Here is a 24608-nt window from a genome sequence, read left to right on the forward strand (position 1 = left end):
CCCCCACCCCAGACACCCATGTCCCAGAAACTGATCGAGATCGCCAAGGTGTTCCAGACACCGCTGAAGCTCAACGCCAAGGCCGGCGACAAGGTGCTCATCATCACCGACACCGGCATGGACCCGCTGCTGTGGCAGGGCCTGGCCACCGCCGCCAGCTGCCTGGACATGGAGCCGGTGGTCACGGTGATGACGCCGCGCGCCCACCACGCGGCCAACCCGGCCAGCCCCGTCGTGCACGCCGCACGCGACCCGGAGGTGGACCTCGTCGTCTACCTCACCAGCACGGCGATGGCGCACTCGCGCCTGACCGACGACCTGGTCGATGCCAACAAGAAGTTCATCCTGATGGAGGAGCTCACCGTTGCCATGCTGGCGCCGGGCGGGCCGGCCTGGGCCGACTACGAGGTCATGAACCGCTTGGGCCTGAAGATCGCCCAGGTCTACACGCAGGGCAGCCAGGTCCGCGTGACCTGCCCCAACGGCACGGACCTCACGGCCAGCATCGTGGGCCGACCGGGCCGCTCGATCGCCGGCATGCCGCTGGCGCTGCACCCGGGCAAGGGCGGCGGCTGCGCCTTTCCCGATGGCGAATCGCACGTGTGCCCGGTCGAGGGCACGGGTGAGGGGCGGGTGGTGTTCGACCTCACGGCCCACTCCGTGGGGCTGCTCAAGGAGCCGATCATCCTGACCGTGAAGAACGGGCTGGTGACGGACATCGAGGGCGGCGCGCAGGCGCAGACCTGGCGCCGGATCCTGGAGCAGGCCAACGACCCGCCCAGCTACAACTGCCCGGCCGAGATCTCCATCGGCCTGAACCGCAACGTGACGCCCACCGGCTCCATGCGAACGGACAAGAAGATGTACGCCACCTCGCACATCGGCGTGGGTGACACCATCGTGCTGGGCGGCACCTGCCATGCCAAGCTGCGCCTTGAAGGCGTGATCCGCCACCCGGAGATCTCGGTCGACGGCCAGACGCTTACCCGCGGCGGCCGCATCCTGCTGGACGCCTGACCCCATCCCACTCCAAGGAGACAAGCCATGCAACGTCGTTCCGCCACTGCCGCCCTGCTCGCACTGGGCCTCTCGCCGTTCGCCGCACGGGCCCAGGCCTGGCCGGCCCGTCCGATCAAGATCATCAACCCGTTCCCGCCCGGCTCGCCGGTGGACGTGGTCGCGCGCAGCGTCGCCCAGTCGCTCGAAGGCGGGCTGAAGCAGAGCGTGGTGGTCGACTACAAGGCAGGGGCCGGCGGCACCATCGGCGCGGGCGAGGTGGCACGCGCGCCGGCCGATGGCTACACGCTGCTCGTCACCTCCTCCTCCACCCACGTGATCGCGCCAGCGCTGCGCCGGCAGATGCCCTACGACGCCAACAACGACTTCATCCCAGTGGCGCTAATCGGCTATGGCCCGACGGTGATCGTGGTGCATCCGTCGGTGCCGGCGAACACGCTGGCCGAGTTCGTGCAGTACGCCAAGGCAAACCCGGGCAAGGTGAGCTACGCGTCCTCCGGCCCGGGCACCATCCTGCACCTGTCGGGCGAGCTGTTCGCCCACAAGACCGGCACCCAGCTGCTGCACGTGCCGTACAAGGGCGCGGTGCCCGCCTCCACCGACCTGCTGGGCGGCCAGGTACAGGCCATGTTCGACTCGATCTCGAACGCCTCGCCGCAGGTGCGGGCCGGCAAGCTCAAGGCCCTGGCCGTGGTCACGCCCGAACGCACGCCCCTGCTGCCCGGCGTGCCCACCGCCATCGAAGCCGGCTTCCCCGGCCTGGACTTCCCGGCGTGGCTTGGCGTGTTCGCGCCAGCGGCCACGCCGAAGGACGTGGTGGACCGCATCGCCAGCACCTTGCAGGCGGCCATGGCCCAGCCCGACGTGGCCGGCAAGCTGACGCAGTCGGGCATCACGCCCGCCTTCATGGCCGGCGAGACGTTCCGCGCCAAGCTGGTGGCGGACCAGAAGCTGGTGGCAGACCTGGTGAAAGTGGCGAACGTGCCACAGCAGTAGGGGCACGAGGCGGGGCGGGTAGCATGGCGCCATGCGAGCCCGCCGTCCCCACCCCACCTGGCTACCCCGGCTCTGGACTCTGGTGCTGGTGCTGGTGCTGCCCGCGTGCTCGAAGGGCAAGCCGGAGGCCGCGGCCGAGTCGGCCGCTCCCGCCAAGGCCGCCGCAGAAGCCCCCGCGCCAGCGCCCGCGGTGGCCAGCCGCCCGGCCCCGCCCGACGGCCCGAGCGAGGACGAGCTGTTCACCTTCCTATCGGCGGAGTACCAGCGCATCCGTGACGCCGGCGGCATGCCCGTCACGGTCACGGCCTCCGGCAAGTCCACGGTGCTGCAGCCCCGCGTGTACAGCCTCACCAAGGAAGGTTGCAGGCCCCTGCCGAGGCAGCCGGACCATTTTGAGTGCAGCGTGGTGGCCATGGTCACGTTCATGGAACGGGACCGCGACCCCAAGTCGCATGGCGAGCGCATCCACGTGCGCTGGGATCCAGTCCAGGGCGTGTGGAAGCCCGCGAAGTAGACCACCCCGCCTGGAGGACATCGTTCGATGATGAAGCTGTGGAACCGCACGCCCGTTGCCGCGCCTCGCGCGGGGTCCCTCGCCATGGGCGTCCTGCTGGCGGCCTGCTGCCTGGGTGCCGCTGCGCAATCGCGCGGCGTCTACCGCTGCGGCAACGTGATGCAGGACAGGCCCTGCGACGGCAACGCCCCCGCGCCATCGGCCGCGCCCGTCGGCGGCGCGGGCGCCAGGCCGGCCTCGCCGCCAACCGCGGGCGCCCACATGCCCGCGGTTTCGCCCTCCGCGGAACGCCAGTGCGTGCAGCGCGGCGAATATGCGGAGCGCGTCGCCTGGAACCGTGAAGGTGGTGCCCTGCTGGACCGGCAGCTCGCCGAGATTCCGGGTGGCGTGAACACCATCGAAGGCAGCGCCAAGGCCGCCGTGGCACGGCGCGTCTATGCGACCCGCGGCTCGGCCGCCGAGATCCGCGCGGCGGTGCAGGCCGACTGCCTGCAGAAGGCGGCCCGCGAGACCCAGACCCAGGCCCGCCCCTACAACGAGGATGAGTGCCAGATGCTGCGCCAGGACCGGCAGAAGCTGGAGGCGCGCTCGGCCTCCGCTGCCAATGAATCGCAGCGCCAGCTGTACCGGCAGGTGCGCGCGGAGCTGGACGAGAAGATGCTGATGCGGGGCTGCAGCGGGGCGCGCTGAAGCCGCTAGCCCGCGCCCCGGATGGTCTCGATCAATGCCGCCGCGTCAGCCGGCACGGCCTGCCCGCGCCACGCCACATGCTGGTCAGGCCTCGCCAGCACCAGGGCATGGCGATACACGCTGGCGGCCTCGGCACTGCGCACGTCCAGCAGCTGCATCGGCACCCGGGCCCGCTCGGCGGCGGCCAGCAGCGGGCCGGCGTCAACCGAGGGATCGAGGCGCAGCAGCGTGTAGCCGGCGCCCAGCGCGTCGTAGAGCGAGCGGCCGTCGTCCAGCCAGACATGCGGCACGCGGCAGCCCGGCACCGTGGACGGCGTGAACGTGTCCATGCCGTAGGCCGGCGCCGCTTCGCCGTCATAGGCGATGAGCGGCGAGCGGTCGTAGTAGTAGCCGAAGTTCAGGCCCGCGCAGCAGTACTGCTTCACGTTCAGGTCGTACAGCGTCTGGCCCGCGGCCTGGCGGGCGGCCTCGCCGGCGGGGCCGGGGTCCTCGATGTGCGCCGGCACGCCGGCACTCTCGCGCTGCAGCGCGATGGCATGGTTCATGGCGAACACCGAGACCTGCTCGGTGATCGGCTGGCGCTCGGCCTCGTAGGCGTCCAGCACGCGCGGGCCGGCCCAGCCCTGCAGCCGCGCGGCGAGCAGCCAGGAGAGGTTCATCGCGTCGGCGATGCCGGCGTTCATGCCGTAGCCGGCCATCGGCACCCAGAGGTGGGATGCGTCGCCGCAGATGAACACGCGGCGATCCCGGAAGCGGTCCGCCACCAGGCGGCGGCCGATCCAGTCTTCCTTGCTGATGATCTCGTACCGGAAGTCCGCGCCCACGCCCAGGATGGTGCGGATCGCCCAGTCGCGGTCGACGCTGTCGAAGTCGGTCTCGTCGGGCTTCAGGTAGTTGTGCAGCAGGAAGGTCTCGCGCCCGTCGATGGCGTAGACATTGCCCGTGCGCCGCGGGTTGAACGAGAAGGTGGCCCAGGCGGGCGGATGCGCGGCTCGCCGCAGCAGATCGGGTGCGCGGAAGAAGGTGGACTGCACGCGCGCCACGACGTCGGTGCCGGAGAGCCGGGCGCCGATCATCTTGCGCACGCCGGAGCGCCCGCCGTCGCAGCCGATCAGGTAGTCGCAGGCCACCTGCAGGGGCTCGCCAGTCTCCAGGTCTTCCGCCCAGGCCACCACGCCGGCCTCGGTCTGCTCGAAGCGGTCAAAGCGCACGCGGGTGCGGATGCGCACGCCAGGCGTGGCCTCGGCCGCCGCGAACAGCACCGGCTCCAGGTAGATCTGGTTGATGCGGTGCGGCGGCTCCGGCGTGGGCCACCAGGTGTCAGGCCCGCCGGTGGCGGTGTAGCGGTCCTGGCGCGCCGGGATGGGGATGCGGGACAGCTCCGCGCCGGTGAAGGTGGTGCGGTAGGCCACGTCGTTCGGGTAGTCCGCCGGCAGGCCGGTGTTGCGCACGGCCTGCGCGATGCCGAGACGGCGGAACGTCTCCATCGTGCGCGCGGAGACATGGTTGCACTTGGGCTCGGGGCGCGCGCCGCGCGGCCGGGTTTCCAGCATCAGCACGTCGATGCCGCGCTGCGCGAGATCGATGGCCAGCGTGAGGCCCACGGGCCCTGCGCCGACGACCAGCACCTGTGCTTTCAATGTTTCGCTCATGGGGACTCGGCTTCCTGCACACCGACGATATCCTCGCAGAACACCAGCTCCTCGCTGCCGTCCGCGAAGCGGGCGTTCAGCCACATGCCGTCACCGATGTTCTCGATCACTTCGGCGGTGCTGCCGTTCTTCAGGCGGAGGATCTGGCCGGGTTGCACTTCCATGAGGTTGAGCATGAGGGGCTCCTAGAAGAAGACGGTGAGGTTCTTGGCGAGCAGCACATTCTGGTGGATGCGGATCTCGCGCCGCGCGAGCCGCCAGCCTTCGGCCGTCTGGCGCACGCGGTCGAAGCGGTCGCCGACGAAGAAGTACTGCTCGTACTCGCAGCGGTTCTGGTAGATCAGGAAGCGGCTGGTCACGTCCACCTCGGTCTCGCCGGCGGCATTGGTCTCGATGGCGGTGAGCTGCACGTTCGAGACCATGCGGCACACGCGCGACAGCGGCTCCTCGGCCCAGTGCACGCCGGTGAGGATCTGCTCGGCGCGCTTGCCCAGCGACCACTTGCCCTCGTTGAACCAGCTCATCTGCTTCTCGCGCGTGGTCAGCTCGCGCGTGGCGTGCTCGCCGAACTTCACGTTGTATTCCATCGGCATGAAGTAGCGCAGGTCGTCGGCCAGGGTGGCCAGCCACTCCTGGAAGCGGCGCTCGTCCAGCAGGTTGGCTTCGTCGTAGAGGAACTCCTCGATCTCGCGCCGCAACTCGTAGTAGCGGTTATCGCGCGCGATGCGCGGCTTGGCGGTGGCGGCGGGTGCGGTGGCTTCGGCAAGGGCGGACATGGGGACTCCTGGGTTCTTCGGTTCAGTTCTTGGGCGGGATCGGGCCGCCCTGGTGCGCGAAGCAGCCGACGTCGATGACAGTGCCCGAGATGGTGGCGGCTTCGTCCGACAAGAGGAAGGCGACGGCGTTGGCCAGGTCCTGGCCGGTGGCGGGGCGGCCGGCCGCGGTGCCGGGCGCGGGCTTGCGCGTGAAGGCATCGACGTCGCCGCCGAAACGGCCCACGCTCATGCCCGACACGATGCCGCCACCCCCCGGGATGGCGACGTTCACGCGCACGCGGTCGTGGAAGTGGTCGTAGGCCATGGCCATGGAGAGTGCGACGATGGCGCCCTTGCTCGACGCGTAGGCGGCCATGTTGGGCTTGCCGTAGCCGGCACCCGAGCCGATATTCACGATGGATCCGCCGCCTGCACCCACCATGTGAGGCAGCACGGCGCGGCTCATCAGGTAGGTGCCCTTCACGTTCACGTCGAAGATGCGCTCGAACACGGATTCTTCGGTGGTGAGCACGGTGCCCAGCGGGCCGATGGCGGCGTTGTTCACCAGGCCGTGGATGGCGCCATGGCGTGCCACGGCGTGGTCCACCACGCGCTGCACGTCGGCCGCGCTGGAGACGTCGGCCTCCAGGATGTCGGCCTGGCAGCCCGCCTGGTCGAGCGCCTGGCGCACGGCGTCGAACCCCTGCGCGGTGCTGGAGACCTGGGGCTGCGCCAGGCCGAAGGCAACGACCTGGTGGCCGCGCCGGGCCAGGTCCACCGTGATGGACTGGCCCAGGCCGTAGGTGCCGCCGGTGACGATGACGACAGCCATGGCTTCAGTCCGCGAAGCTGGCGGCGCCGGCGTCCTTGCGGCCCAGCAGGGTGTCCCAGTCGGCGGCGTTCATGTAGTCGCGCCAGCGGCGGTAGAACTGGCGCGGGTTCTCCTCGCTCACCTGCAGACTCACGTGGCCGGCCACCGGCCCCTGGTCGGTGACCTTGCCGATGGACTGCGCGTAGTTGAACGGGTAGCGCCGCGCCACCACGCCGCGGCTGCCGGCAGTGGCGTAGTTCCAGTTCTCCATGTCGTCCTGCTCGGTCATGCCCGCGGGGCCCGAGTAGCGCATGTAGTAGGTGCGCAGGAAGTCCTTCACCTCCTGCGGCGCGTCGGCATCCACCAGGAAGAAGCGCCAGGCCTCGGTGGACTCCGGGCCGTGCGGGTGCCACACGCACAGGTTGCGCGGCTGGTTGCCGTGGAAGGAGACGTTGGGGTAGATGGTGCCCACGAAGGGGATCAGCCGGTGCCGCTCGGTGCCCAGGCGCTCCTTGCGCTTCGCATGCGCCTCGCGGAAGTACTCGGCCACGATGGGGTCGTTCTGGTAGGTGTTCAGGAACTCCCAGTCCGGCGGCATGATGGCGCTGTGCACGCCGTGACCGGCGGGGAAGTTCACCCACACGTGCTGGGCCTTCTCCATCTCGTTGTCGCGGCGGCCCTTCACGCCGGCCTCGGCGCTGGGGCCGATGCCGATCAGGTCCACCGAGCGGTGGCTGACGTTGTGATAGGTGTCCCCGAGGAAGTTCTCGGCGGCGAACTTCCAGTTGCACGGGATGATCCACTTGTGCACGCCGAACAGCACCTCGGAGCCGCCCTCGCGGCCGTCGCGGCAATCGAGCGCCATGTCGAGGTGGGTGCGCGCGTCACCGAGGTAGGTGAGCAGGTCCGGCGCATCCTTGTCCCACGAGGCCCACACGGTGCCCTTGTAGACCTCCATCTTGGGCACCTCGATCAAAGACCACTCCTCCTTCTCCATGCAGCCTTCGTAGAGCTGCTTGAACTGCGGCACGCCGAACAGCTTGCCGTCGGTGGTGTAGCTCCAGCTGTGGTATGGGCAGGTGAAGAGCTGGGTGTTGCCGTGGTCGTACTGGCAGACCTTCATGCCGCGGTGGCGGCAGGAGTTCAGGAACACGTGCACCTTCTTCTTCTTGTCGCGCGCCAGGATCACCGACTCGGCGCCCATGCGCGAGGTGAAGAAGTCGCCCGGGTTGGGCACCTGGCTCTCATGCCCGACGAACAGCCAGGCGCGGGTGAAGACCCGCTCCAGCTCCTCCTCGTAGATCTCGCGGCTGGAGAAGATCTCGCGGCTGATCTCACCCTTGCGCAGGTTGACCATCGCGTTGTAGCGGGCTTCGGTGGTGATGGGAATCATGGCTTCTCTCTTGTCGTTCGATGGGTGTTCGTCAGGCAAAGCGCTCGCACAGCACGTCGGCGCGCCGCAGGCCGGCGGCCTCGGCCGCCTTGCGCCCCGCCTCCACCATGGGCGGCGGGCCGCACAGGTAGACCCGTGTGGCGGGGTCGAGCCCCAGCCGGGGGATCAGGTCGGTGGGGTAGCCCTGATGGCAGCCGTCGCGGGCGTCCTGCTCCACCACGACCTGCAGGTCCACGCCGGCGAGCCGCTCGCCGAGCGAACGCAGTTCGTCCATGGCGAACAGGTGGCCGGGCGTGCGGGCGCCGATGACGACCGTGGTGCGCTGCGCGGGCGGGCGGTCCGCCATGCTGCGCATCATGGACAGGAACGGCGCCACGCCGGTGCCGCCGGCCACGAAGAGGCGCGGGCGGTCCTCGTCGCGCAGGAAGAAGGTGCCGTGCGGCGTGCTGAGCGCCACCTTGTCGCCGGGCCGCGCGCCGGCCAGCCAGGTGGAGAAGGCGCCGCCCTCGACAACGCGCACGAAGAACTGCAGGCGGTCCGTGCCGGGCACGTTGGCCATGGAGTAGGAGCGGTGGAAGTCGGCCCCGGCCGGCTGGATGCGCACGTACTGCCCGGGCTCGAAGGCCACGGCCTCGGGAACCTGCACCTCCAGGCGGACGACCTCCGTGGCCACCTGTTCCACCGCGGTCACCGCGGCCTCGATCGGCGCCGGCTCCTCGCTCATCGCCTCCGACGCGTCGTAGGGCAGCTCGATGGCGCAGGGGCTGTGGACGCGGCAGACGCAGGGCAGCACCGTGCCGCTGGCGCGGTCTTCGTCCGGCAGCACCGCGGGGTCGTAGTCTTCCATCTCCACCGCGCCCGAGACGAGCTGGGCGGTGCAGGTGCCGCACTGGCCGTTGGAGCAGTCGGTCAGCAGGTTCAGGCCCGCCGCCGTGGCCGCCTCCACCAGCTTGCCGCCGCAGGGCACCTGCAGGCGATGGGACACGCCGTCGGCGAACAGCAGGGTGACGGGAATGACGGACGGGTTCATCAGGATCTCCGGGACGGGGGAGAATGGGGCCCCGCGGAGAAAGTCCGCAGGCTGGACAAGGAATCCATTGTACGGACTCATGTTGATTTGGGTCAACCTGTCCACGTAGCGGACATAATCGCCAGCGTGCATGAAGGGAATCCGTGATGACGACCGCCGAGAAGAGTGACAACGTCCGCGCCGTGGGCCGGGCGCTGGAGATCCTGCTGGCCTTCACCGAGGAGGACCCCGAGCTCTCCGCGGGGGAATTGCTCAAGCGGGTGGACCTGTCGCGGCCCACCCTGTACCGGCTCATCTACACGCTGCAGGAGAGCGGCTTCCTGCTTTCGGTGGGGGAGCCGCAGCGCTTTCGCCTGGGGCCGGCGGTGGCGCGGCTGGCGCACGTGTGGAAGTCGACGCTGGACCTGGGCGCCATCGCCCAGCCGGTGCTGCGCCGCGTGTGGGAAGCGACGCACGAGACGGTGGCGCTGTTCGTCCCGCAGGGGAACATGCGCCTGTGCGTGGCGGAGCTGCCCAGCCCGCAGCCGCTGAACTTCAAGCGCGGCGTGGGCTACACCGAGCGCATCGTCCGCGGCGCCAGCGGGCGCGCCATCCTGGCCTACATGGACCCCACCGTGGAGGACCTGCGCAGCTACGTGCAGGGCACCGGCCTCAACCTGAAGGAGCTGGAGGCGGAGCTGGCCCTCACCCGCCAGCGCGGCTATTCCACCAGCCACAGCGAGCTGATCCCCGGTGCCGCCGCCGTGGCCGTGCCCTTCTTCAACCAGCAGGGGCAGGTGGCCGGCTCGCTGGGTGTCTTCGGCCCCGAGGTGCGGCTGGATGCCGCGCGCCAGAAGGCGGCGGTGAACCTTCTGCTGGAAGAGGCGGTGAAGCTCTCCGAGGCGCTGGGCTTCGGGGTGGCGATCCAGGCGCGCTAGGCCGCGCGCCGGCCCTCACCTGGGCCGGCACTCATCCATCCACCAGGCGGACGGGATGCCCCGGAATTTGACGCAGATCAAAGTCAGTCCGTAAAATGGACACGTTATCCGCTGGATGGACATAGATCGATCCGAGCCGGATGCGCGCCCCCCAACGTCAATTGCTGGAGACATCCGGATGCCCTCAATGCCCACCCTCGCCCGTCGCAGCGTGCTGCGCGCCCTCTCGGCCGGCACCGCCCTGGCCGCCGCCCTCGCGCTGCATGCGCCCCAGGCCAGCGCCCAGGCCTACCCGGACAAGCCGGTGAAGATCGTCGTGGGCTTCGCCCCCGGCGGCACGAACGACATCCTGGCGCGCCTGATCGCGGTGAAGCTGCAGGAGAAGCTGAAGCAGGGCTTCGTGGTGGAGAACAAGCCGGGCGCCAACTCCTCCATCGGCAACGACTTCGTCGCCAAGGCCCGGCCGGATGGCTACACGCTGCTGGTCTCCTCCAGCGGCGGCCTCACGACGAACCCGATCCTGATGAAGAACCTGCCGTACGACCCGGCGAAGGACTTCGAGCCGATCGCGCTGCTCGGCACCTTCCCGCTGGTGGTGACGGTGCCGGCCACGCTGCCGGTGAAGAACTTCGCCGAGCTGGTGCAGTTCGCCAAGACGCAGCCGGAGGGCAAGCTGAACCACGGCACGCCCACCACCTCGTTCGTGCTGGTGGCCGAGACGCTGACCGAGAAGACGGGGATGAAGTTCAACCACATCCTCTACAAGGGCTCGGGCCCGGTGGTCACCGGCCTGATCGGCGGCGAGATCCAGGTGGGCGTGCTCGACAGCCCCGCCGTGGTGGCGCAGGTGAGGGGCGGCAAGCTCAAGGCGCTGGCCGTGACCACGGGCAAGCGCTCCGCCGCGCTGCCGGACGTGCCGACCGTGGCCGAGGCCGGCTACTCCGGCTACGACACCCCGATCTGGACGGCGCTGGTGGCGCCCAAGGGCACGCCGGAGCCGGTGCTGGCGACGCTGCGCACGGCGGTCGCCGAGATCCTGAAGGAGAAGGACACGGTCGACCGCATGCAGGCGCTGGGCCTGGACCCGGGCGATGCCGACCACGCCGCGCTGGCCCGCCGCATCACCAGCGACATCGCGCGCTGGTCTGCCGTGGCCCGCACGGCCGGCATCAAGGCCGAGTGACCGGCCGGTCCTGCCGCCGGCGCATCGCCAGCCACCCCTCGGCCGAGTAGATCACCAGCGCCGCCCAGATCAGCACGAAGCCCGCCAGCCGCGGGCCCGCGAAGGGCTCGTGGAACACCCAGATGCCCAGGGCGAACTGGATGGTGGGCCCGATGTACTGCAGCAGGCCGAGCGTGGTGAGGGGGATGCGCCGCGCGCCGGCCGCGAACAGCAGCAGTGGCAAGGCCGTCAACGGGCCGGCCAGCATCAGCAGGCCGAGCAGAGCCGGGTCACCCGCGGTGAACGCGCTGCCGACCTGCGCCGTCTGCCAAACGAGCAGGCCGGCGGCCAGGGGCGCGAGCAGCAGTGTCTCCAGCGCCAGGCCTTCCAGCGCGCCCAGCGGCGCGGTCTTGCGCATCAGGCCGTAGAGGCCGAAGGAAGCCGCCAGTACCAGGCCGACCCAGGGCAGCGCGCCGGCGAAGAAGGTGAGCCACAGCACCCCGGCCGCCGCCACCGCGAGCGCGCCCCACTGCCCGCGACGCGGCCGCTCGCCCAGCACGAAGTAGCCGAGCAGCACGTTCACCAGCGGGGTGATGAAGTAGCCCAGGCTGGCATCGACCACCCGGCCGCTGTTGACCGCCCACACATAGACCAGCCAGTTGCCCGACAGCAGCAGCGCGCTGAGCGAGAAGATCGCCAGCGTGCGGGGGCGGCGCGCTGTCTCGCCCAGCCAGGCCCAGCGCCCCAGCAGCGCCAGCAGCCCCAGCACGAAGGCGAGGGACCACAGTGAGCGGTGGAGGACGATCTCCAGCGGAGCGACGGCCGCCACCAGGTGGAAGTAGATCGGGAACAGGCCCCACAGCGCGTACGCGAGGGCCGCCTGGAGCACGCCAGTCGACATCGGGGCGATTCTCGCTGCTGGGGACAATCTCTCGTACAGTTGCAGGTCAGTCGACCCGTCAACCTTCACCCCGGGACCAGGAGCAGCATGGAACAACAGGAAAAGCAGCAGTACCAGGCCATCGTGCACAAGATGCTGGCCGCGATGGTGCAGTTGAAGGGATCGGATCTGTTCCTGACGGCGGGCTTCCCGCCGGCCATCAAGCTCAACGGCAAGCTGACGCGGCTGAACGAGAACCCGCTGACGGCGGAGCAGACGCTGAAGATGGCGCGGGCCATTGCCTCGGAGAAGCAGTGGCAGGGCTACATCGACACCAAGGGCCAGAACTTCGCCATCTCGCTGGAGGGTGTGGGGCGCTTCCGCATCAACATCTTCACGCAGCAGCAGCGCTGCGGGATGGTGATCCGCGTCATCACGACCGAGATCCCCGATTTCGACCAGATGAAGCTGCCGCCCATCCTGAAGGAGATCGTGAAGGAGAAGCGCGGCCTGATCCTGCTGGTGGGCGCCACCGGCTCGGGCAAGTCCACCACGCTGGCGGCCATGCTGGGCGTGCGCAATCAAGAGACGCACGGCCACATCATCACCATCGAGGACCCGGTGGAGTACGTGCACCCGCACAAGAACTGCATCATCACCCACCGCGAGGTGGGCATCGACACCGTGGGCTGGTTCGACGCGCTGAAGGACACGCTGCGCCAGGCGCCCGACGTCATCCTGATCGGCGAGATCCGCGATCAGGAGACGATGGAGTACGCGCTCAACTTCGCCGAGACGGGCCACCTGTGCATGGCCACGCTGCATGCCAACAGCGCCAACCAGGCGATCGACCGCATCGTGAACTTCTTCCCGGTCGAGAAGCATGAGCAGGTGCGCAATGACCTGTCGCTGAACATGCGGGCCATCGTCTCGCAACGGCTGGTGCGCAATGTCTCCGGCGGACGCTCCGCCGCGGTGGAGCTGCTGCTGAGCACCGCGACCTCACGCGATGCCATCGCCAAGGGCGAGATCGGCCAGCTGAAGGAGATCATGAAGAAGTCCATCGAGGTGGGCATGATGACCTTCGACCAGTGCCTGTTCGACCTCTACGAGGCCGGCGAGATCTCGGTGCAGGAACTGCAGATCAACGCCGACGCCAAGAGCGACCTGATGCTGCGCCTGAAGCTGAACAGCCCGCGCTTCAAGCGCGAGGAGATGGCCGGCGGCATCGATGCCGAAGCCGACGGCCTGTCGATGCAGGGCGAGACCAAGCCGGAGCCCGCGCGACCCGCCGCGGGGCCGTCACCGGCCCCCGGCGCGAAGGCCGGGCCGCTGACACTCTCGCTGGAAGACGAGCCGAGACTCACGCCCAAGAACTGAGCGCCGGCAACAACGAGGAGGACGCATGGACGACTTCGCAGCGATCACCGACCACTTTGCCACCCAGGCCCGCCTGCTGCTGGAAGACCCCGCGGCGCGCTACGGCGCCCTGCGAAAGTGCGCCTTCTTCGAACCGGTGCCGGATGACCGGCTGCAGCTCATCTCGCAGATGGCGCAGATCCGCACCTACCACTCGGACGTCTGCATCACCACGCAGCACGAGGAGATGAAGGCCTTCTACGTGATCCTGTACGGCACGGCCGAGGCCTTCCGCAACGGCAAGCTGGTGGGCGCGATCGCCACCGGCGACTGCTTCGGCGAGGGCATCTTCTTCGGCGACGGCGCCATCACCACCTCGGCCACGGTGATCGCCGAGGACAAGATCATCGTGGCCGAGTTCAGCAAGGCCGCGGTCGATGAGCTGCACGCCGACCCGCAGGCCATGGTGAGCATGGACAAGGCGCTGCTGCTGGCGCTGTTCAAGAAGCTGCAGGGCGCGAACGAGAAGATCGCGAAGCTGATGCTGCGGTAGGCGCCGCGCGACTCAGCGCCATCCCAGCGCCGCGAGCAGCACCCAGCCGCTCATGCCGATGATGATCAACGAGCCGGGCGTCCACAGGGCGGCTCGAATGTCGTGCAGCTGCGCCGTGAGGTACGCGGCGAAATGCAGCAGCCGTGTGACCACGTAGCCATACAGCAGCACCTGCGCCAGCCACAGCGGCGGGCCGCACAGGATGAACAGGGCGCCCGCGAACAGGAAGAACGGCACGTTCTCCAGGTCGTTGTGCTGGATGCGGCGGATCCGCTCCACATAGTCGTTCACCTCCAGCTGGGCGGCCGAGGGGCTGGGATTGAGCGGCGATGGGCGCAGGTCTTCGGGTGACCGCAGGCCGGCGTTGACCTTCATCATCCGGTACACGGTGAGCCACGACATGGCCACGACCTTCAGGATCATGAGCGCCGCCGCTATGGCGTAGGTGGCGAACAGGGGGTTGTCCAGGGTCGGAGGGTTCATGGTGGGGGCTGCAGGGCGGATGCGTCGGTGTGCCCAGTATTTGACCTTTCTTCGAAAAAATCAACTGATGGTCAAATTTGTCAACCTCGGTTAGATTCCGATCCCATGCCGAGGAAAGCTGCTTCGACACCCGCGCGCAAGACCACCTCCTCCCGCCGTGCGGCGACCCCTGCACGCGCCGAACCGGCGACCCGCGCCGCGCGGCGGCGCGAGCAGTCGCGCGAGGACATCCTGGCCGCCACGCGGGCGCTGATCCTGGCGCGCGGGCTGAAGGGCCTGACGCTGGACGAGGTGGCTGGTGCAGTAGGGCTGACCAAGGCGGCGCTGTACTACTACTTCCCGTCCAAGGATGCACTACTGGAGGACCTGAGCCTGCGGACCCTGCAAGCGCAGGCCCAACGGCTGCACGATGCGGTGGCGAGCACGACCACCGGCCCCCAGGCCTTGCGCTCGCTCATCGCCGAGACCATTCGCATGCACGCGCAGCACATGGACGACTTCCGCCTGAGCTACCTGCATCCGCAACTGGCGCCCGGGGCCATCGACGCCAGCCCGGCGCAACTGGCCCGCGTGCGGCCTATCAATGAGCTCAGCTTCGTTGGCGCGACTGAGCGCCTGGCGGCGGGGCCGCGCGGCCGAGCCGGGGTGGACCCGCGGATGATGGTGTTCCTGGCCAACCTGGCGGCCATGGGCGTGGTGCTGATGAAGGGCCTGGTGGAGACCTTCGACGATCCGCTGCGCTACTCGGACGAGGAGCTCGTCGACGCCCTGGCCCGCATCTTCGAGGCGGCTGCCCGGCCTTGAGTTGGCGCTGCGGCTTCAGGGCCGCACGGCCTTGCGCGCCAGTTCCAGAAAGGTCTTGCGCTCGGCCTGGCCCAGCGATGCCAGGATCTCGTCCTGCACCTCCCGCACCACGGGCAGTACCGCTGTCAGCACCCGCTTGCCGGCGGGCGTGAGCGACAGCTCGCGCGCCCTTCGGTCACGCTCGCTCACCACCCGGCGAACCCAGCCCTTCTGCTCCAGGCGGTCCAGCACGCCGCCGATGGTGGCGCGGTCGTAGGCAATCATCTCCGCGATGCGTGCCTGGTCCGCCGAGGGGAGGGCGTGGATCGCATCGAGGGCCGCGAACTGGATGGGGGTGAGGTCGAAGCCCGCGGCCTGCGTGCGCTGCACGAAGACCTGGGTGGCCTGCTGGTGCAGGCGCCGGATCAGGTGGCCGGCCATGTCGAGTGAATTCATCCGCATGCTCCCGGGCTGAGGGGTCCGATCGGCGGGCGGTGGAGGCACGCCGATTTGATGAGTATACATACAGTCTGGACAGAATTGATATGCATGGATATTATTTCCGCCATGCGCCGCCGGATGGTCCAGGGCGCCACCCGTACCCAGGAGACAGGCGATGCAGTTCTACAAGGATGGCTTCCGTGGCGGCAACCCTGACGTGAAGCAGGCCGCGCCCAACCGGCGCAACCGCGGCGTGAACGAGCCGCTGCCCGAGAAGGTGGATGTGCTGATCGCGGGCACCGGGCCAGCGGGTCTGTGCCTGGCGGCGCAGCTGGCGCAGTTCCCGGCGATCGAGACGATGATCCTGGAGCGCATGGCCACGAACATCATCAAGGGCAAGGCCGACGGCATCAACACGCGCACCATGGAGATGTTCCAGGCGTTCGGCTTCGCCGACAAGGTGAAGCGCGAGACCTACTGGGTGAACCAGACGGCCTTCTGGATGCCGGACCCGGCCAACCCCCAGCACATCAAGCGCGTGGGCCGCGTGCAGGACGTGGCCGACGACAGCTCCGAAATGCCGCACATCCTGATCAACCAGGCGCGGCTGCATGAACTGTTCCTGGAGGTGATGCGCAACTCCCCCTCGCGCCTGGAGCCGGACTATGGCTGGGAGGTGGTGGGCCTGACGGTGGACCCCACGACGGACGACCACCCGGTGACGGTGACCATCAAGGACGCCACCGGCGTGAACTGGGGCGCCACGCGCACGGTGCGCGCGAACTACGTGGTGGGCTGTGACGGCGCCCACTCCGCGGTGCGCAAGGCCATCGGCGGCGTGCTGCATGGCGACGCCGCCAACCAGGCCTGGGGCGTGATGGACATCCTGGCCAACACCGACTTTCCGGATGTGCGTCAGAAGTGCCTGATCTCTTCGGCCAACGAAGGCAACGTGCTGATCCTGCCGCGCGAGGGCGGCTACGTGTTCCGCATGTACGTGGAGCTGGACAAGCTGAAGGACGGCGAGAAGGCGGCCAGCAAGAAGTTCACGCAGGACGACATGATCGCGGCGGCCAACCGCATCATCCGGCCCTACTCGATCGACGTGAAGGAGATCGTGTGGTGGTCCATCTACGACATCGGCCACAGCATCACCGACAAGTTCGACGACGTGGGGGACGACGCCACCCGCAACCCGCGCGTCTTCACCGCCGGTGACGCCTGCCACACGCATTCACCCAAGGCCGGCCAGGGCATGAACGTCTCGATGCAGGACACCTTCAACCTGGGCTGGAAGCTGGTGCACGTGCTGCAGGGCCGGGCCGATGCGAGCCTGCTGCGCACCTACTCGAAGGAACGCCTGACCGAAGCGCGCCGCCTGGTGGAGACGGACCACGAGTGGTCGCGCATCATGTCGGCCCCCACCACGCAGGCCGAGCGGGAAGGCAAGGAAGAGCCGCGCATCATCCGCCAGTTCAAGCAGAACCTGGAGTTCACCGGCGGCACCGCGGTGAAGTACGACGTGTCGATTCTCGTGGACCGCGGCACGCATCAGGCCCTGGCCAAGGGCGAGCCGGTAGGCCGCCGCTTCCATTCCGCGCCCGTGGTGCGCCTGTCCGACGCCAAGCAGATGCAGCTGGGCCACGTGGCGCAGGCCGACGCGCGCTGGCGCATCTACGCCTTCGCCGGCAAAGGCGACAGCTCCAACCCCGGCTCGGCCATTCACCGCCTGGCCGACTGGCTGGAGACGGACCCGCAGTCACCGGTGGTGAAGCACACGCGGCCCGGCGAAGACATCGACGCGGTGATCGACTTCCGCGCCGTGTTCCAGCAGACCTTCGACCAACTGGCCTACGAGCACATGCCGTCGCTGCTGAAGCCGAAGACAGGGCGCCTCGGCCTGCAGGACCACGAGAAGGTATTCTGCGTCGACCACAAGGGCCTGGGCGACATCTTCGACATGCGCGGCATCAACCGGGAGACCGGCTGCATGGTGGTGGTGCGGCCGGACCAGTATGTGGCGCATGTGCTGCCGCTGGATGGGTATGCGGAGCTGAGTGCGTTCTTTGCGGGGGTGTTGCGGTAGGTATTGTTGTTCCGCGCAGTTGTGCGCGGTTGCTTCGCTCTGGTGTACTTGGTGGCTTCGCGAAGCGCCGCAATGGCACCTCGACAAGCGCAGCCCCCTCACCCTGCACGCGCCGCCGCCAACCGCTGAAGATTCCCAACCGCCGCAGGCGCGTATTCACGAATAGCGCCCAGCACCCGCATCTTCTCGACGTCGTCCGGCCGGACACTGGCGACCATCTTGCGGAACCCGTCAAGCCGACTGGCGGTGAGCCAGTCGCGCAGGGCCTTGTCCTTGCTCCACAGGGCGTCGTTGCGGAAGTTGGCCAGCAGCGTCAGCGGGTAGGCGCTCGGTGAATCGGGGAACGGCACGGGGCGGCACAGCTCGTTCTTGTGGTCGTCATCGCCGCCCAGCGCCTCCACATGCGCGACGAAGGCAGCGCTGAACGTGGGCAGGGGCGCGCGCACGATCTGCGGGACGATCAGGCCCGGCTGGAACATGGGCACCAGGGGCCTCTGCTCCACGGCCGAGGCGGTGCAGTCGATATACAGGGTGCCGGGCGGCATCTCGCGGAAGCCTTCCGCCAGGCGCACGCCGGCGGATTCGACCGCCTGCACATGGCCCAGCCGCACCACATCACGGATCTGCCGCAGCTCGTCGACCTCACCCTGCGAGATGGTCGCGAAGTGGAACATGCGCGGCATCACGGCGGGGTCGATGCGCAGCATGAAGCCCGCCGCCTCCAGGCGCAGGAACAGGTCGTTCGCCGACTGCGCCTCGGCGCAGGCTTTCATCAGGACCGCCTGGCCGCCGATGCTGTCGTGGAAGAAATCCATGCCGGGCTGCGTGGTGCGCCGGTTGATCAGCCACGAGTCGCGCGGCATCACCCAGGTGATGCGATCCGCCGGCACGCCCGAGCCCAGCAGCCAGCTCGCGACATCCATCGCCGTCTTGCCCGCGCCCAGGATGGCGAAGTGCCGCGGCGCGGCGCCCGGCGCCAGCCCGATCTGCGCCAGCTCCCTGGGGTGGATCACCCGCGCCTCGGGCGCGGTCTCGAACTTGCGGCGGTGCAGGGCCGGGATGCCGGGTGCGAGATAGCGGGCATCCACGATGCGGCGGCGAACCTCGACACTGAACGATTCACCGGTCAGCACCGAGCGCAGCTGGCCGCCGCCCAGGTGCTCGGTCATGGGCAGGTACTGCACGCGGCCCGTGGGCAGCAGCTTCTGCCGCAAGACCGTGTCGAAGTAACCCACCACCTCGGCGCCGGAAGCCAGCTCGAACATCCCCTTGTTGGGCCCCTGCGTGTCGATGGTCTCCTGGCCCAGCGGCGTGGAATTGACGCCATAGAAAGCCGAAGGCTGGTGCAGGGTGACGAACGGGTAAGCGTCGTTCCAGTGGCCACCGGGGCGACCGCGCAAGTCCACCAGGGTCACAGTCACGTCGCTGGTTTCCGCGATCAGCGTGTCCGCAAAGGCCAGGCCGGTCGCGCCGCTGCCGATGACGAGGTAGTCGGTGGAAGAGGGGTGCATCGAGTATCCGGTGAGTGGGGAGGCAGAGCGACGATGGTCGTTCGGCCGGGGCTTGACGTCAAATCGAGCGGGAAATGGCCTTGAGCGGCTTGGCGCCCCTGTGTTCTTGAGACTGATTGGTTCGGCCTTCTGTGGCTCAGTGGTAGTCATCCTCCAGCTGGTGACGCACGGCGACGACCACGACGCTCTCGGCATCCTCGATCTCGAACAAGGCCACATAGCCAGAACGGCCGAACGGGATGATCAGCTCGCGCAGGAAAGCGCTGTGGCCCGCCTTCCGACAGGTGAACGGCGAGGTCTGCAAGGTCGCAATGCCGGCGCCGATGGCGTCGAGCGCTCGCTGCGCCAGCTCCAGATCGCCGCCACCCGCGCGCGCCAGTTCCCGCTCGATGACAAAGTCGAACAGGCGCGCCAGGTCGTCAGTGGCCTCACGCGTGAGCCGGACCCGATAGCTCACCGACTCTTCTTGGTCGCCCGGCTGCGAGCCGCGTCCAGCTTGCGCTGCAGGTCGGCCAACACGACTTCTGCCGCGACATAGTCACCACTGCGGCGGGCTGCATCACGGGAGCGAAGACCGCGCGCGATGAATTCGGATTGAATGCGCCTGCGCTCGACACCCGCTCGGACCGCGGCTTCAACGAACTGCGACAGCGTCTCGCCCTCCGCCAGCACGGCCTCGACCTCGGCGCGGAAGGCCGGCTCGACCCGGACCGACGGGATGGTGGCGTTTTTCATCGATCAAGTGTATTGCAAATGCGCTGCAGGTCGAACTGGATGCGGTAGCCTTGCGCCGCCTTGAAGGCCCAGTTGCAGCCTCTCAATCGCCGACTCCCCGGCACCATGCGAGACCTGCGGCCACCCTGGCGCATATGCTTATGCGAATAAGTTCGCAACCAAAAGATCGTTGGTATCCGGCGGGCTCGGCCTCAGAGTCGCGGCCATGCCAGATCTTGCATTCGTCCTTGCCGGCTTCGTCGTCGGCCTCGTCGTCGGCCTGACGGGGGTGGGCGGCGGGTCGCTCATGACGCCGCTGCTGATCTTCGGCTTCGGCGTGAAGCCGTACATGGCCATCGGCACCGACCTGCTGTTCGCGGCCGTCACCAAGTTCGGCGGCGCGGTCGGCCTGGCCCGATCACGCCACATCGACTGGCCCATCGTCGGCCTGCTGTCCGCGGGCAGCGTGCCCGCGGCGCTGATCACCATCCTCGTCCTGCATCGCGTGGGCCCGGCCAGCGCAGGCGTGCAGGCCGTGATGACCACGACGCTGGGCATCGCCCTGGTGCTGACCGCCGCCGCCACGATGTACAAGGCCATCAAGGGCAAGCAGGCGCCGCGCCACATCGACGAGGCCGCGCTTGCCCAGGCGACGAAGCCGCTGCACTGGGCGCAGCCCGTGGCCTTCGGCGCCGCCATCGGGGTGCTGGTCTCGCTCACCTCCGTGGGCGCCGGCGCCATCGGCGTGACGGTGCTGATGCTGCTGTACCCCGCCCTGCCCCTGCCGCGCATCATCGCCGCCGACATCGCCTACGCCGTGCCGCTCACGCTGGTGGCCGGCCTGGGCCACGCGTCCATCGGCTCCGTGGACTGGCCGCTGCTGGGCACGCTGCTGCTCGGGTCGCTGCCCGGCATCTGGCTCGGCTCTCGGCTGGTGCGCATTGCGCCGGACCGGCTGATCCGGATGATGCTGTCGGTGCTGCTGGCGTATGCGGGGACGCGGTTGATTTCGCTTTAGGCTGCCACGGGCGCCTGCAGCATCAGGAGCGAACGCTCCCGGCATCGCAGAACAGCGGATCGAGCGAGTCGACAAGCTGGCGGGCCCGCCCCTCGCCCAGGCGCCCGGCGAGCGTGGTCATCAGCTCGGGGCGCAGGTACCACAGCCCCTGCGCATCGTGGGCGCGCAGGATGCGCGCGCGCAAGCCGCATGCCTCGGGCACGAGGCTCGCGTGGCCCAGCATGACGCTGCGGACCGCGTCTACCCGCACGGGCGGCTTCGGGTGCGTCGCGGGTTCACGGTCTACGGGACCGGCCCGGAAGGGATTCAACCAGCTCATCACCGGCTGCATCGCGAAGCTCATGCCAGAGGTGTCCCGACGCATGGCTTGTCTCCTGATTGGCGGGAGTCCCATGCTCGAACCGGCGGCTGTCATTCGGCTGTCCCGGGGGTAGGTGTTTTCCCGGGCCGCCAACCACCCGCCGCCTTCAAGGCCGTGGCGGTGAGGAAGGCGATCCCATGCGGGTTTCGCAACGGATCTGAATGGACGGCTGATTGCACCCTTGCGGCCACGTCGGCGCCATGCTGCCGCTCGGGTAGGCACCGCAATAGTTGCGGCCGGAACAGCTGCATGCATTGCCGTGCCCGCAGACCGGCCGACGGTAAGCCTTGATGTAGCTTTCGTCGTAGTAGGCCCACCCGCTGGACCAGGACCCGCTCACCCAACGCGCCCAATAGCCGCCCCCGCTGGCCTTCGCCGCCGGCGCCTGGCCGACGCGCTGCACGCTGGAGGCCAAGGTGTCGCTGCGGCCGGTGAAGAACTTCAACTGGCCCTGCCCCTGGTTGCAGCTTCGGTCGAGTTGCCACTGGTAGGCGCCGCTCCAGTTGCCGGTGCGCCATTCGATGCGCAACACGTTGCCGTTGACTGTCGCGGTACCGACGGCATTGCCGAGCCCTTGCTCGCGGGCGTCATAGCGATTGCCGCCTTTCGGCGTGAGATGCCAGTCAGAGGCGCCGACAGTGGGGCTGGATTGTCGCCATTGGCCGGCGGCATTGCACTGCGCCAGGGCACTGCCCGCGGACAGCACCGCAGCGGCCGCGAGCAGGATAGCCGCGGCATGCGCATGAAAACGAGGCAGGCTTCGCATAGGGCCCTCTCGCAAGTTGTCTTGAAAGCCGTCGCAGCAGAGCGGATTGGCACAGAAAACTGTCCGCACTATCCCGCAAGGCAGCGGCGCACACAAGACCGGCTGTCGCGAGGGCTGGAGGCGCCGTCTACGCGCAGCAGCGGCGCGCGCCGCTCATCCCCTGGCCGGATTGATCAGGTACTTCTCGCCCGTGGCGCGCTGGTTGTAGCGGGCGATCATGGCCAGATCGAGCACCTGCGACAGCGAGATCTCCTGCGCGTAGTGGCTGGCAAAGGTGGTCTTCAGCTCCGCCGCCACGCGCTGCTTGAGCGCCCCGACAGCCGCCGGCCCGATCGTTTGCAGGTACGGGAACAGCAGCCAGCCGCCCATGCGCCACGCGAAGCCGAAGTTGCGGTGGAACTCGGTGGGCCCGGTGTCCAGGCCGCCGTAGATGTAGACCTGCTTGAGCGTGTTGGTGCCGTAGCGGCTGTACTCCGTCATCTTCCGGGCAAGGGCTGCCTCCATGCAGCCGAGGATCTGGCCCGCGAGCTTGCCGCCGCCGGTGGCGTCGAACGCGATCGTGGCGCCGGTGGAAGCCAGCGCCTCCGTCAGGTCCGAAAGGAAGGTCGGCGAACTCGACACGCACACCCAGGTGGCGCCCATGCCCTTGAGCAGATCGGCCTGCTCCTGCTTGCGCACGATGTTGACCAGCGCAATGCCGTCCTTCTGGCAGATGCGATTGAGCATCTGCCCCAGGTTGGAGGCCGCGGCCGTGTGCACCAGCGCGCTGTGCCCTTCGCGCCGCATCGTGTCGACCATGCCCAGCGCCGTGAGCGGGTTGACGAAGCAGGAGGCACCGTCAGCCGGCGTCGCGCCCTCGGGCAGCACCAGGCACTGCGCCGCCGCGATGCGCCGGTATTGCCCAGCAGCGCCTGCGCGGCGGCAGACGACCCAGCCGCCACGACCACGCCCGCGCCCTCGTTGCCCACCGGCATGGACACGTCGACCCGGCTCGCCATGGCCTTCAGGCCAGCCGCGGAAACCGGCGCCGTGATCACCGGCCGGCCCGTGCTGCCCGATGCCTTGGCGCTGCCCATGTCGGCCGCGCCGAACAGCAGGCCCAGGTCGGATGGATTCAGCGGCGTGGCCTCGATGCGGACGAGCACTTCGTCGGGGCCAGGCTGCGGGACGGGGACCTCGGCCAGGGACAGCTCCAGCTCGCCGGTGCTCTTGATGAGGGAGCGGAGTTCCAGTGCGGTGCGGTCGGTGTTGGCGGTGGTCATGGGCTGCTCCTTGGGTGCGGAAGGACGGGGATGATCGCATGGGCGGTTTGCCCTGGGGTCGTCCATGGATTGGCGCGGGTGGCGCTCTTCCGTTCTTTGCGCGCAGACTCTTGTAGCTGCTTCCCCCATCCCCCACCCGCCCCCGGCTCATGCTGTGGCGACCTCCGCTCCGCCGCGCTGCGCCCGGCTTGCTCCGGCTTCGCTGCGCTGTTCGGCCTGGGGCCGGTCCGGGACAACTCACTTCGCGCTTGGCTGAAGCCAACCGCTCCGTTCGAACAAGGTCCCGGAAGTCAGATCACGATGCGCGCCTGAAGGCGCGCTCCGGCCCCAGACCGAACATCACAGCCGCCCCAGAAATCGCCGGGGGCGGGTGGGGGATGGGGGAAGGGGTGGCGGGGTGGCGGGGTGGCGGGATGGCGGGGTGAGTCGGCAATAGGGTGCGTTCACTGCAGTGGCGTCGGTTCTATGCCAACCGGTGTACTGAGGCGGGCCACCTACGGCTTGCCAGTGATGGCGCCGGGAGTGGCACGCGTTGGCCAAATCAGGGCTGGCCTAGTCTTCGCAAGACACCTGATGCCGGAAAGGCCGATCGAGTTGACGAGAACGGCATCTTCGGGGCAAAGTCCATGTGACCCAGGGGGGGAGATGCGCAAAGAAGATCTGAGCGAGTTTATGGCGGACGCCGGGCTTGTAAAGCTGATTGAGGCCGTTAAGGTGTCGGATGACATGCTCGATGTAGTCGAGCTCACTGAGAACCAGCACTCCGACATGCTGGCTTGGTGCCTGAATCCCAATGAAGGTCATGCGCAAGGTGATGCGGTCCTTAAGGATCTTCTCATTGCTGCGTTCGCAAAGGGGGCTGCCTGCACCTACGACAACAAGAAATTCTTCGCCGAGTGGACACCTGCTCGAATTCGGCGGACCAGCTTCGGAAGCGCTTTCGTTTCCCGCGAGTTCCAGATTAGCCTCCCGGACATGAGAAGGGGTCGACTCGACCTCTTCGTTGTAGATCCGCAGAACAAGATCCTTGTTGTCATTGAGAACAAAGTGGGTGCGTCGTTGACTGCTGGTCAGCTGAGCGGCTACTGGCATCGCGCTAAGCAAGACATCGGTGGGCGCCGTGCGTTTCAAGACTTTGCCTTTGTGTTCATCGTCCTCGATCGTGAAATCGATGGATACACCGAAGAATCGCTTTCAGAGCTTGGGACGAAGTGGTGTCTTCTGGACTACAGCTGGCTCGAGGCCTCCGCTGAGAGGGCCCGTCATCACCTGGCTCGCCACAATCAAGCGGCTCAGCTGTTGATGTCGTACTGCCAGAAGCAAACGGCGTGGGAGTCTGTCGCTGATCACGAGATATTGATCCGGCAACAAATAACTTGAACTTTTGCGCCCCGCCATGATCCACCAGTGATGGAAACAGCCGACATGAGATCGCTGCCGCGCGAGGCGCGGCA

At 68.3% G+C, this 24608-nt stretch carries 25 protein-coding genes and 2 pseudogenes; 12 read left to right on the forward strand and 15 right to left on the reverse strand.

The genetic code is table 11. From position 1 onward, the window contains the following. The first annotated feature begins 18 nt into the window (after window positions 1–18). Genes ACE3T5_RS03345 through ACE3T5_RS03360 form a run of 4 tightly spaced genes read left to right on the forward strand, consistent with a single transcriptional unit; the run spans window position 19 to window position 3217 of the window. The gene (locus ACE3T5_RS03345) at window positions 19–1017 is read left to right on the forward strand and encodes an aminopeptidase (RefSeq protein WP_374664421.1); all 999 of its coding nucleotides are present in this window, start codon (window positions 19–21) and stop codon (window positions 1015–1017) included. Between the two features lie 27 nt (window positions 1018–1044). Then, complete coding sequence (locus ACE3T5_RS03350; protein WP_374664423.1) at window positions 1045–2013, forward strand: Bug family tripartite tricarboxylate transporter substrate binding protein; 969 nt, start codon at window positions 1045–1047, stop codon at window positions 2011–2013. Window positions 2014–2044: 31 nt separating this feature from the next. Beyond that, complete coding sequence (locus ACE3T5_RS03355) at window positions 2045–2527, forward strand: hypothetical protein (RefSeq protein ID WP_374664425.1); 483 nt, start codon at window positions 2045–2047, stop codon at window positions 2525–2527. A 27-nt stretch (window positions 2528–2554) separates the two neighbouring features. Then, complete coding sequence (locus ACE3T5_RS03360) at window positions 2555–3217, forward strand: hypothetical protein (protein ID WP_374664427.1); 663 nt, start codon at window positions 2555–2557, stop codon at window positions 3215–3217. Window positions 3218–3222: 5 nt separating this feature from the next. On the opposite strand, the gene ACE3T5_RS03365 is transcribed toward ACE3T5_RS03360, so the two are convergent. From ACE3T5_RS03365 to ACE3T5_RS03390, 6 genes are read right to left on the reverse strand one after another with little or no spacing between them, the layout of a single operon-like run. Further along, window positions 3223–4869, reverse strand: coding sequence for an FAD-dependent oxidoreductase (locus ACE3T5_RS03365; RefSeq protein ID WP_374664429.1), 1647 nt, complete (start codon window positions 4867–4869; stop codon window positions 3223–3225). Continuing rightward, the gene (locus ACE3T5_RS03370) at window positions 4866–5045 is read right to left on the reverse strand and encodes a hypothetical protein (protein ID WP_374664431.1); all 180 of its coding nucleotides are present in this window, start codon (window positions 5043–5045) and stop codon (window positions 4866–4868) included. Before ACE3T5_RS03370 ends, ACE3T5_RS03365 begins: the two co-directional genes overlap by 4 nt. A 9-nt stretch (window positions 5046–5054) precedes the next feature. Further along, window positions 5055–5645, reverse strand: coding sequence for a 3-phenylpropionate/cinnamic acid dioxygenase subunit beta (locus ACE3T5_RS03375; RefSeq protein ID WP_374664433.1), 591 nt, complete (start codon window positions 5643–5645; stop codon window positions 5055–5057). A gap of 22 nt (window positions 5646–5667) precedes the next feature. Next, window positions 5668–6456 carry an SDR family NAD(P)-dependent oxidoreductase gene (locus tag ACE3T5_RS03380; RefSeq protein WP_374664435.1) on the reverse strand — a complete coding sequence of 263 codons (789 nt, stop codon included), beginning with the start codon at window positions 6454–6456 and terminating at the stop codon, window positions 5668–5670. A gap of 4 nt (window positions 6457–6460) precedes the next feature. Next, on the reverse strand, window positions 6461–7828 hold the full coding sequence (locus ACE3T5_RS03385) for an aromatic ring-hydroxylating dioxygenase subunit alpha (RefSeq protein ID WP_374664437.1): 1368 nt from the start codon (window positions 7826–7828) through the stop codon (window positions 6461–6463). A gap of 31 nt (window positions 7829–7859) precedes the next feature. Further along, on the reverse strand, window positions 7860–8858 hold the full coding sequence (locus ACE3T5_RS03390; protein WP_374664439.1) for a 2Fe-2S iron-sulfur cluster-binding protein: 999 nt from the start codon (window positions 8856–8858) through the stop codon (window positions 7860–7862). A gap of 146 nt (window positions 8859–9004) precedes the next feature. Between ACE3T5_RS03390 and ACE3T5_RS03395 the strand changes: the two genes are divergently transcribed. Both ACE3T5_RS03395 and ACE3T5_RS03400 read left to right on the forward strand, forming a co-directional pair. Further along, window positions 9005–9775, forward strand: a complete 771-nt coding sequence (locus ACE3T5_RS03395) for an IclR family transcriptional regulator (protein WP_374664441.1) — start codon at window positions 9005–9007, stop codon at window positions 9773–9775. Window positions 9776–9962: 187 nt separating this feature from the next. After that, window positions 9963–10958 (forward strand): Bug family tripartite tricarboxylate transporter substrate binding protein, encoded by a 996-nt coding sequence (locus ACE3T5_RS03400; protein ID WP_374664443.1) that lies wholly within the window; start codon window positions 9963–9965, stop codon window positions 10956–10958. On the opposite strand, the gene rarD is transcribed toward ACE3T5_RS03400, so the two are convergent. Then, complete coding sequence (gene rarD / locus ACE3T5_RS03405; RefSeq protein WP_374664445.1) at window positions 10945–11838, reverse strand: EamA family transporter RarD; 894 nt, start codon at window positions 11836–11838, stop codon at window positions 10945–10947. The two genes, ACE3T5_RS03400 and rarD, sit on opposite strands and share 14 nt — an antisense overlap. A gap of 87 nt (window positions 11839–11925) precedes the next feature. Between rarD and ACE3T5_RS03410 the strand changes: the two are divergent. Then, window positions 11926–13050, forward strand: a pseudogene (locus ACE3T5_RS03410) (PilT/PilU family type 4a pilus ATPase); the annotation flags it as partial. Window positions 13051–13222: 172 nt separating this feature from the next. Beyond that, window positions 13223–13729, forward strand: coding sequence for a cyclic nucleotide-binding domain-containing protein (locus ACE3T5_RS03415; protein ID WP_374664447.1), 507 nt, complete (start codon window positions 13223–13225; stop codon window positions 13727–13729). 12 nt (window positions 13730–13741) lie between these two features. Here the strand turns inward: ACE3T5_RS03415 and ACE3T5_RS03420 are convergent, their stop codons facing one another. Beyond that, the gene (locus tag ACE3T5_RS03420; protein ID WP_374664449.1) at window positions 13742–14212 is read right to left on the reverse strand and encodes an MAPEG family protein; all 471 of its coding nucleotides are present in this window, start codon (window positions 14210–14212) and stop codon (window positions 13742–13744) included. Between the two features lie 105 nt (window positions 14213–14317). Here ACE3T5_RS03420 and ACE3T5_RS03425 point away from each other — a divergent pair, with 105 nt between their 5' ends. Beyond that, a complete protein-coding gene (locus tag ACE3T5_RS03425) occupies window positions 14318–15016 on the forward strand; it encodes a TetR/AcrR family transcriptional regulator (protein WP_374664451.1) in 699 nt (232 codons plus the stop codon). 15 nt (window positions 15017–15031) lie between these two features. On the opposite strand, the gene ACE3T5_RS03430 is transcribed toward ACE3T5_RS03425, so the two are convergent. Beyond that, window positions 15032–15451 carry a MarR family winged helix-turn-helix transcriptional regulator gene (locus tag ACE3T5_RS03430; protein ID WP_374664453.1) on the reverse strand — a complete coding sequence of 140 codons (420 nt, stop codon included), beginning with the start codon at window positions 15449–15451 and terminating at the stop codon, window positions 15032–15034. Window positions 15452–15611: 160 nt separating this feature from the next. Between ACE3T5_RS03430 and ACE3T5_RS03435 the strand changes: the two genes are divergently transcribed. Next, window positions 15612–17522: an FAD-dependent monooxygenase gene (locus ACE3T5_RS03435; protein ID WP_374664455.1), complete on the forward strand. Its 1911-nt coding sequence runs from the start codon at window positions 15612–15614 to the stop codon at window positions 17520–17522. 98 nt (window positions 17523–17620) lie between these two features. On the opposite strand, the gene ACE3T5_RS03440 is transcribed toward ACE3T5_RS03435, so the two are convergent. From ACE3T5_RS03440 to ACE3T5_RS03450, 3 genes are all read right to left on the reverse strand, one after another. Further along, entirely contained in the window at window positions 17621–19033 is a 1413-nt protein-coding gene (locus ACE3T5_RS03440) for an NAD(P)-binding protein (RefSeq protein WP_374664457.1), read from the reverse strand. A gap of 136 nt (window positions 19034–19169) precedes the next feature. Further along, window positions 19170–19490 (reverse strand): type II toxin-antitoxin system RelE/ParE family toxin, encoded by a 321-nt coding sequence (locus ACE3T5_RS03445; protein ID WP_374664459.1) that lies wholly within the window; start codon window positions 19488–19490, stop codon window positions 19170–19172. Next, the gene (locus ACE3T5_RS03450; protein WP_374664461.1) at window positions 19487–19768 is read right to left on the reverse strand and encodes a YlcI/YnfO family protein; all 282 of its coding nucleotides are present in this window, start codon (window positions 19766–19768) and stop codon (window positions 19487–19489) included. Before ACE3T5_RS03450 ends, ACE3T5_RS03445 begins: the two co-directional genes overlap by 4 nt. 205 nt (window positions 19769–19973) lie before the next feature. On the opposite strand from ACE3T5_RS03450, the gene ACE3T5_RS03455 reads away from it, so the two are divergent. Continuing rightward, window positions 19974–20765, forward strand: coding sequence for a sulfite exporter TauE/SafE family protein (locus tag ACE3T5_RS03455; RefSeq protein ID WP_374664463.1), 792 nt, complete (start codon window positions 19974–19976; stop codon window positions 20763–20765). Window positions 20766–20787: 22 nt separating this feature from the next. Here the strand turns inward: ACE3T5_RS03455 and ACE3T5_RS03460 are convergent, their stop codons facing one another. The 3 genes and pseudogenes from ACE3T5_RS03460 to ACE3T5_RS03470 form a co-directional block, all read right to left on the reverse strand. Then, window positions 20788–21129 carry a hypothetical protein gene (locus ACE3T5_RS03460; protein WP_374664465.1) on the reverse strand — a complete coding sequence of 114 codons (342 nt, stop codon included), beginning with the start codon at window positions 21127–21129 and terminating at the stop codon, window positions 20788–20790. A gap of 103 nt (window positions 21130–21232) precedes the next feature. Then, the gene (locus tag ACE3T5_RS03465; protein ID WP_374664467.1) at window positions 21233–21892 is read right to left on the reverse strand and encodes a hypothetical protein; all 660 of its coding nucleotides are present in this window, start codon (window positions 21890–21892) and stop codon (window positions 21233–21235) included. A 153-nt stretch (window positions 21893–22045) separates the two neighbouring features. Then, a pseudogene (locus tag ACE3T5_RS03470) lies at window positions 22046–23154 on the reverse strand (zinc-binding dehydrogenase). Between the two features lie 645 nt (window positions 23155–23799). On the opposite strand from ACE3T5_RS03470, the gene ACE3T5_RS03475 reads away from it, so the two are divergent. Next, entirely contained in the window at window positions 23800–24534 is a 735-nt protein-coding gene (locus ACE3T5_RS03475) for a PD-(D/E)XK nuclease family protein (RefSeq protein WP_374664469.1), read from the forward strand. Window positions 24535–24608: the final 74 nt, after the last annotated feature.

The sequence above is a fragment of the Ramlibacter sp. genome (assembly GCF_041916345.1).
Taxonomy (GTDB): Bacteria; Pseudomonadota; Gammaproteobacteria; order Burkholderiales; family Burkholderiaceae_C; genus Ramlibacter.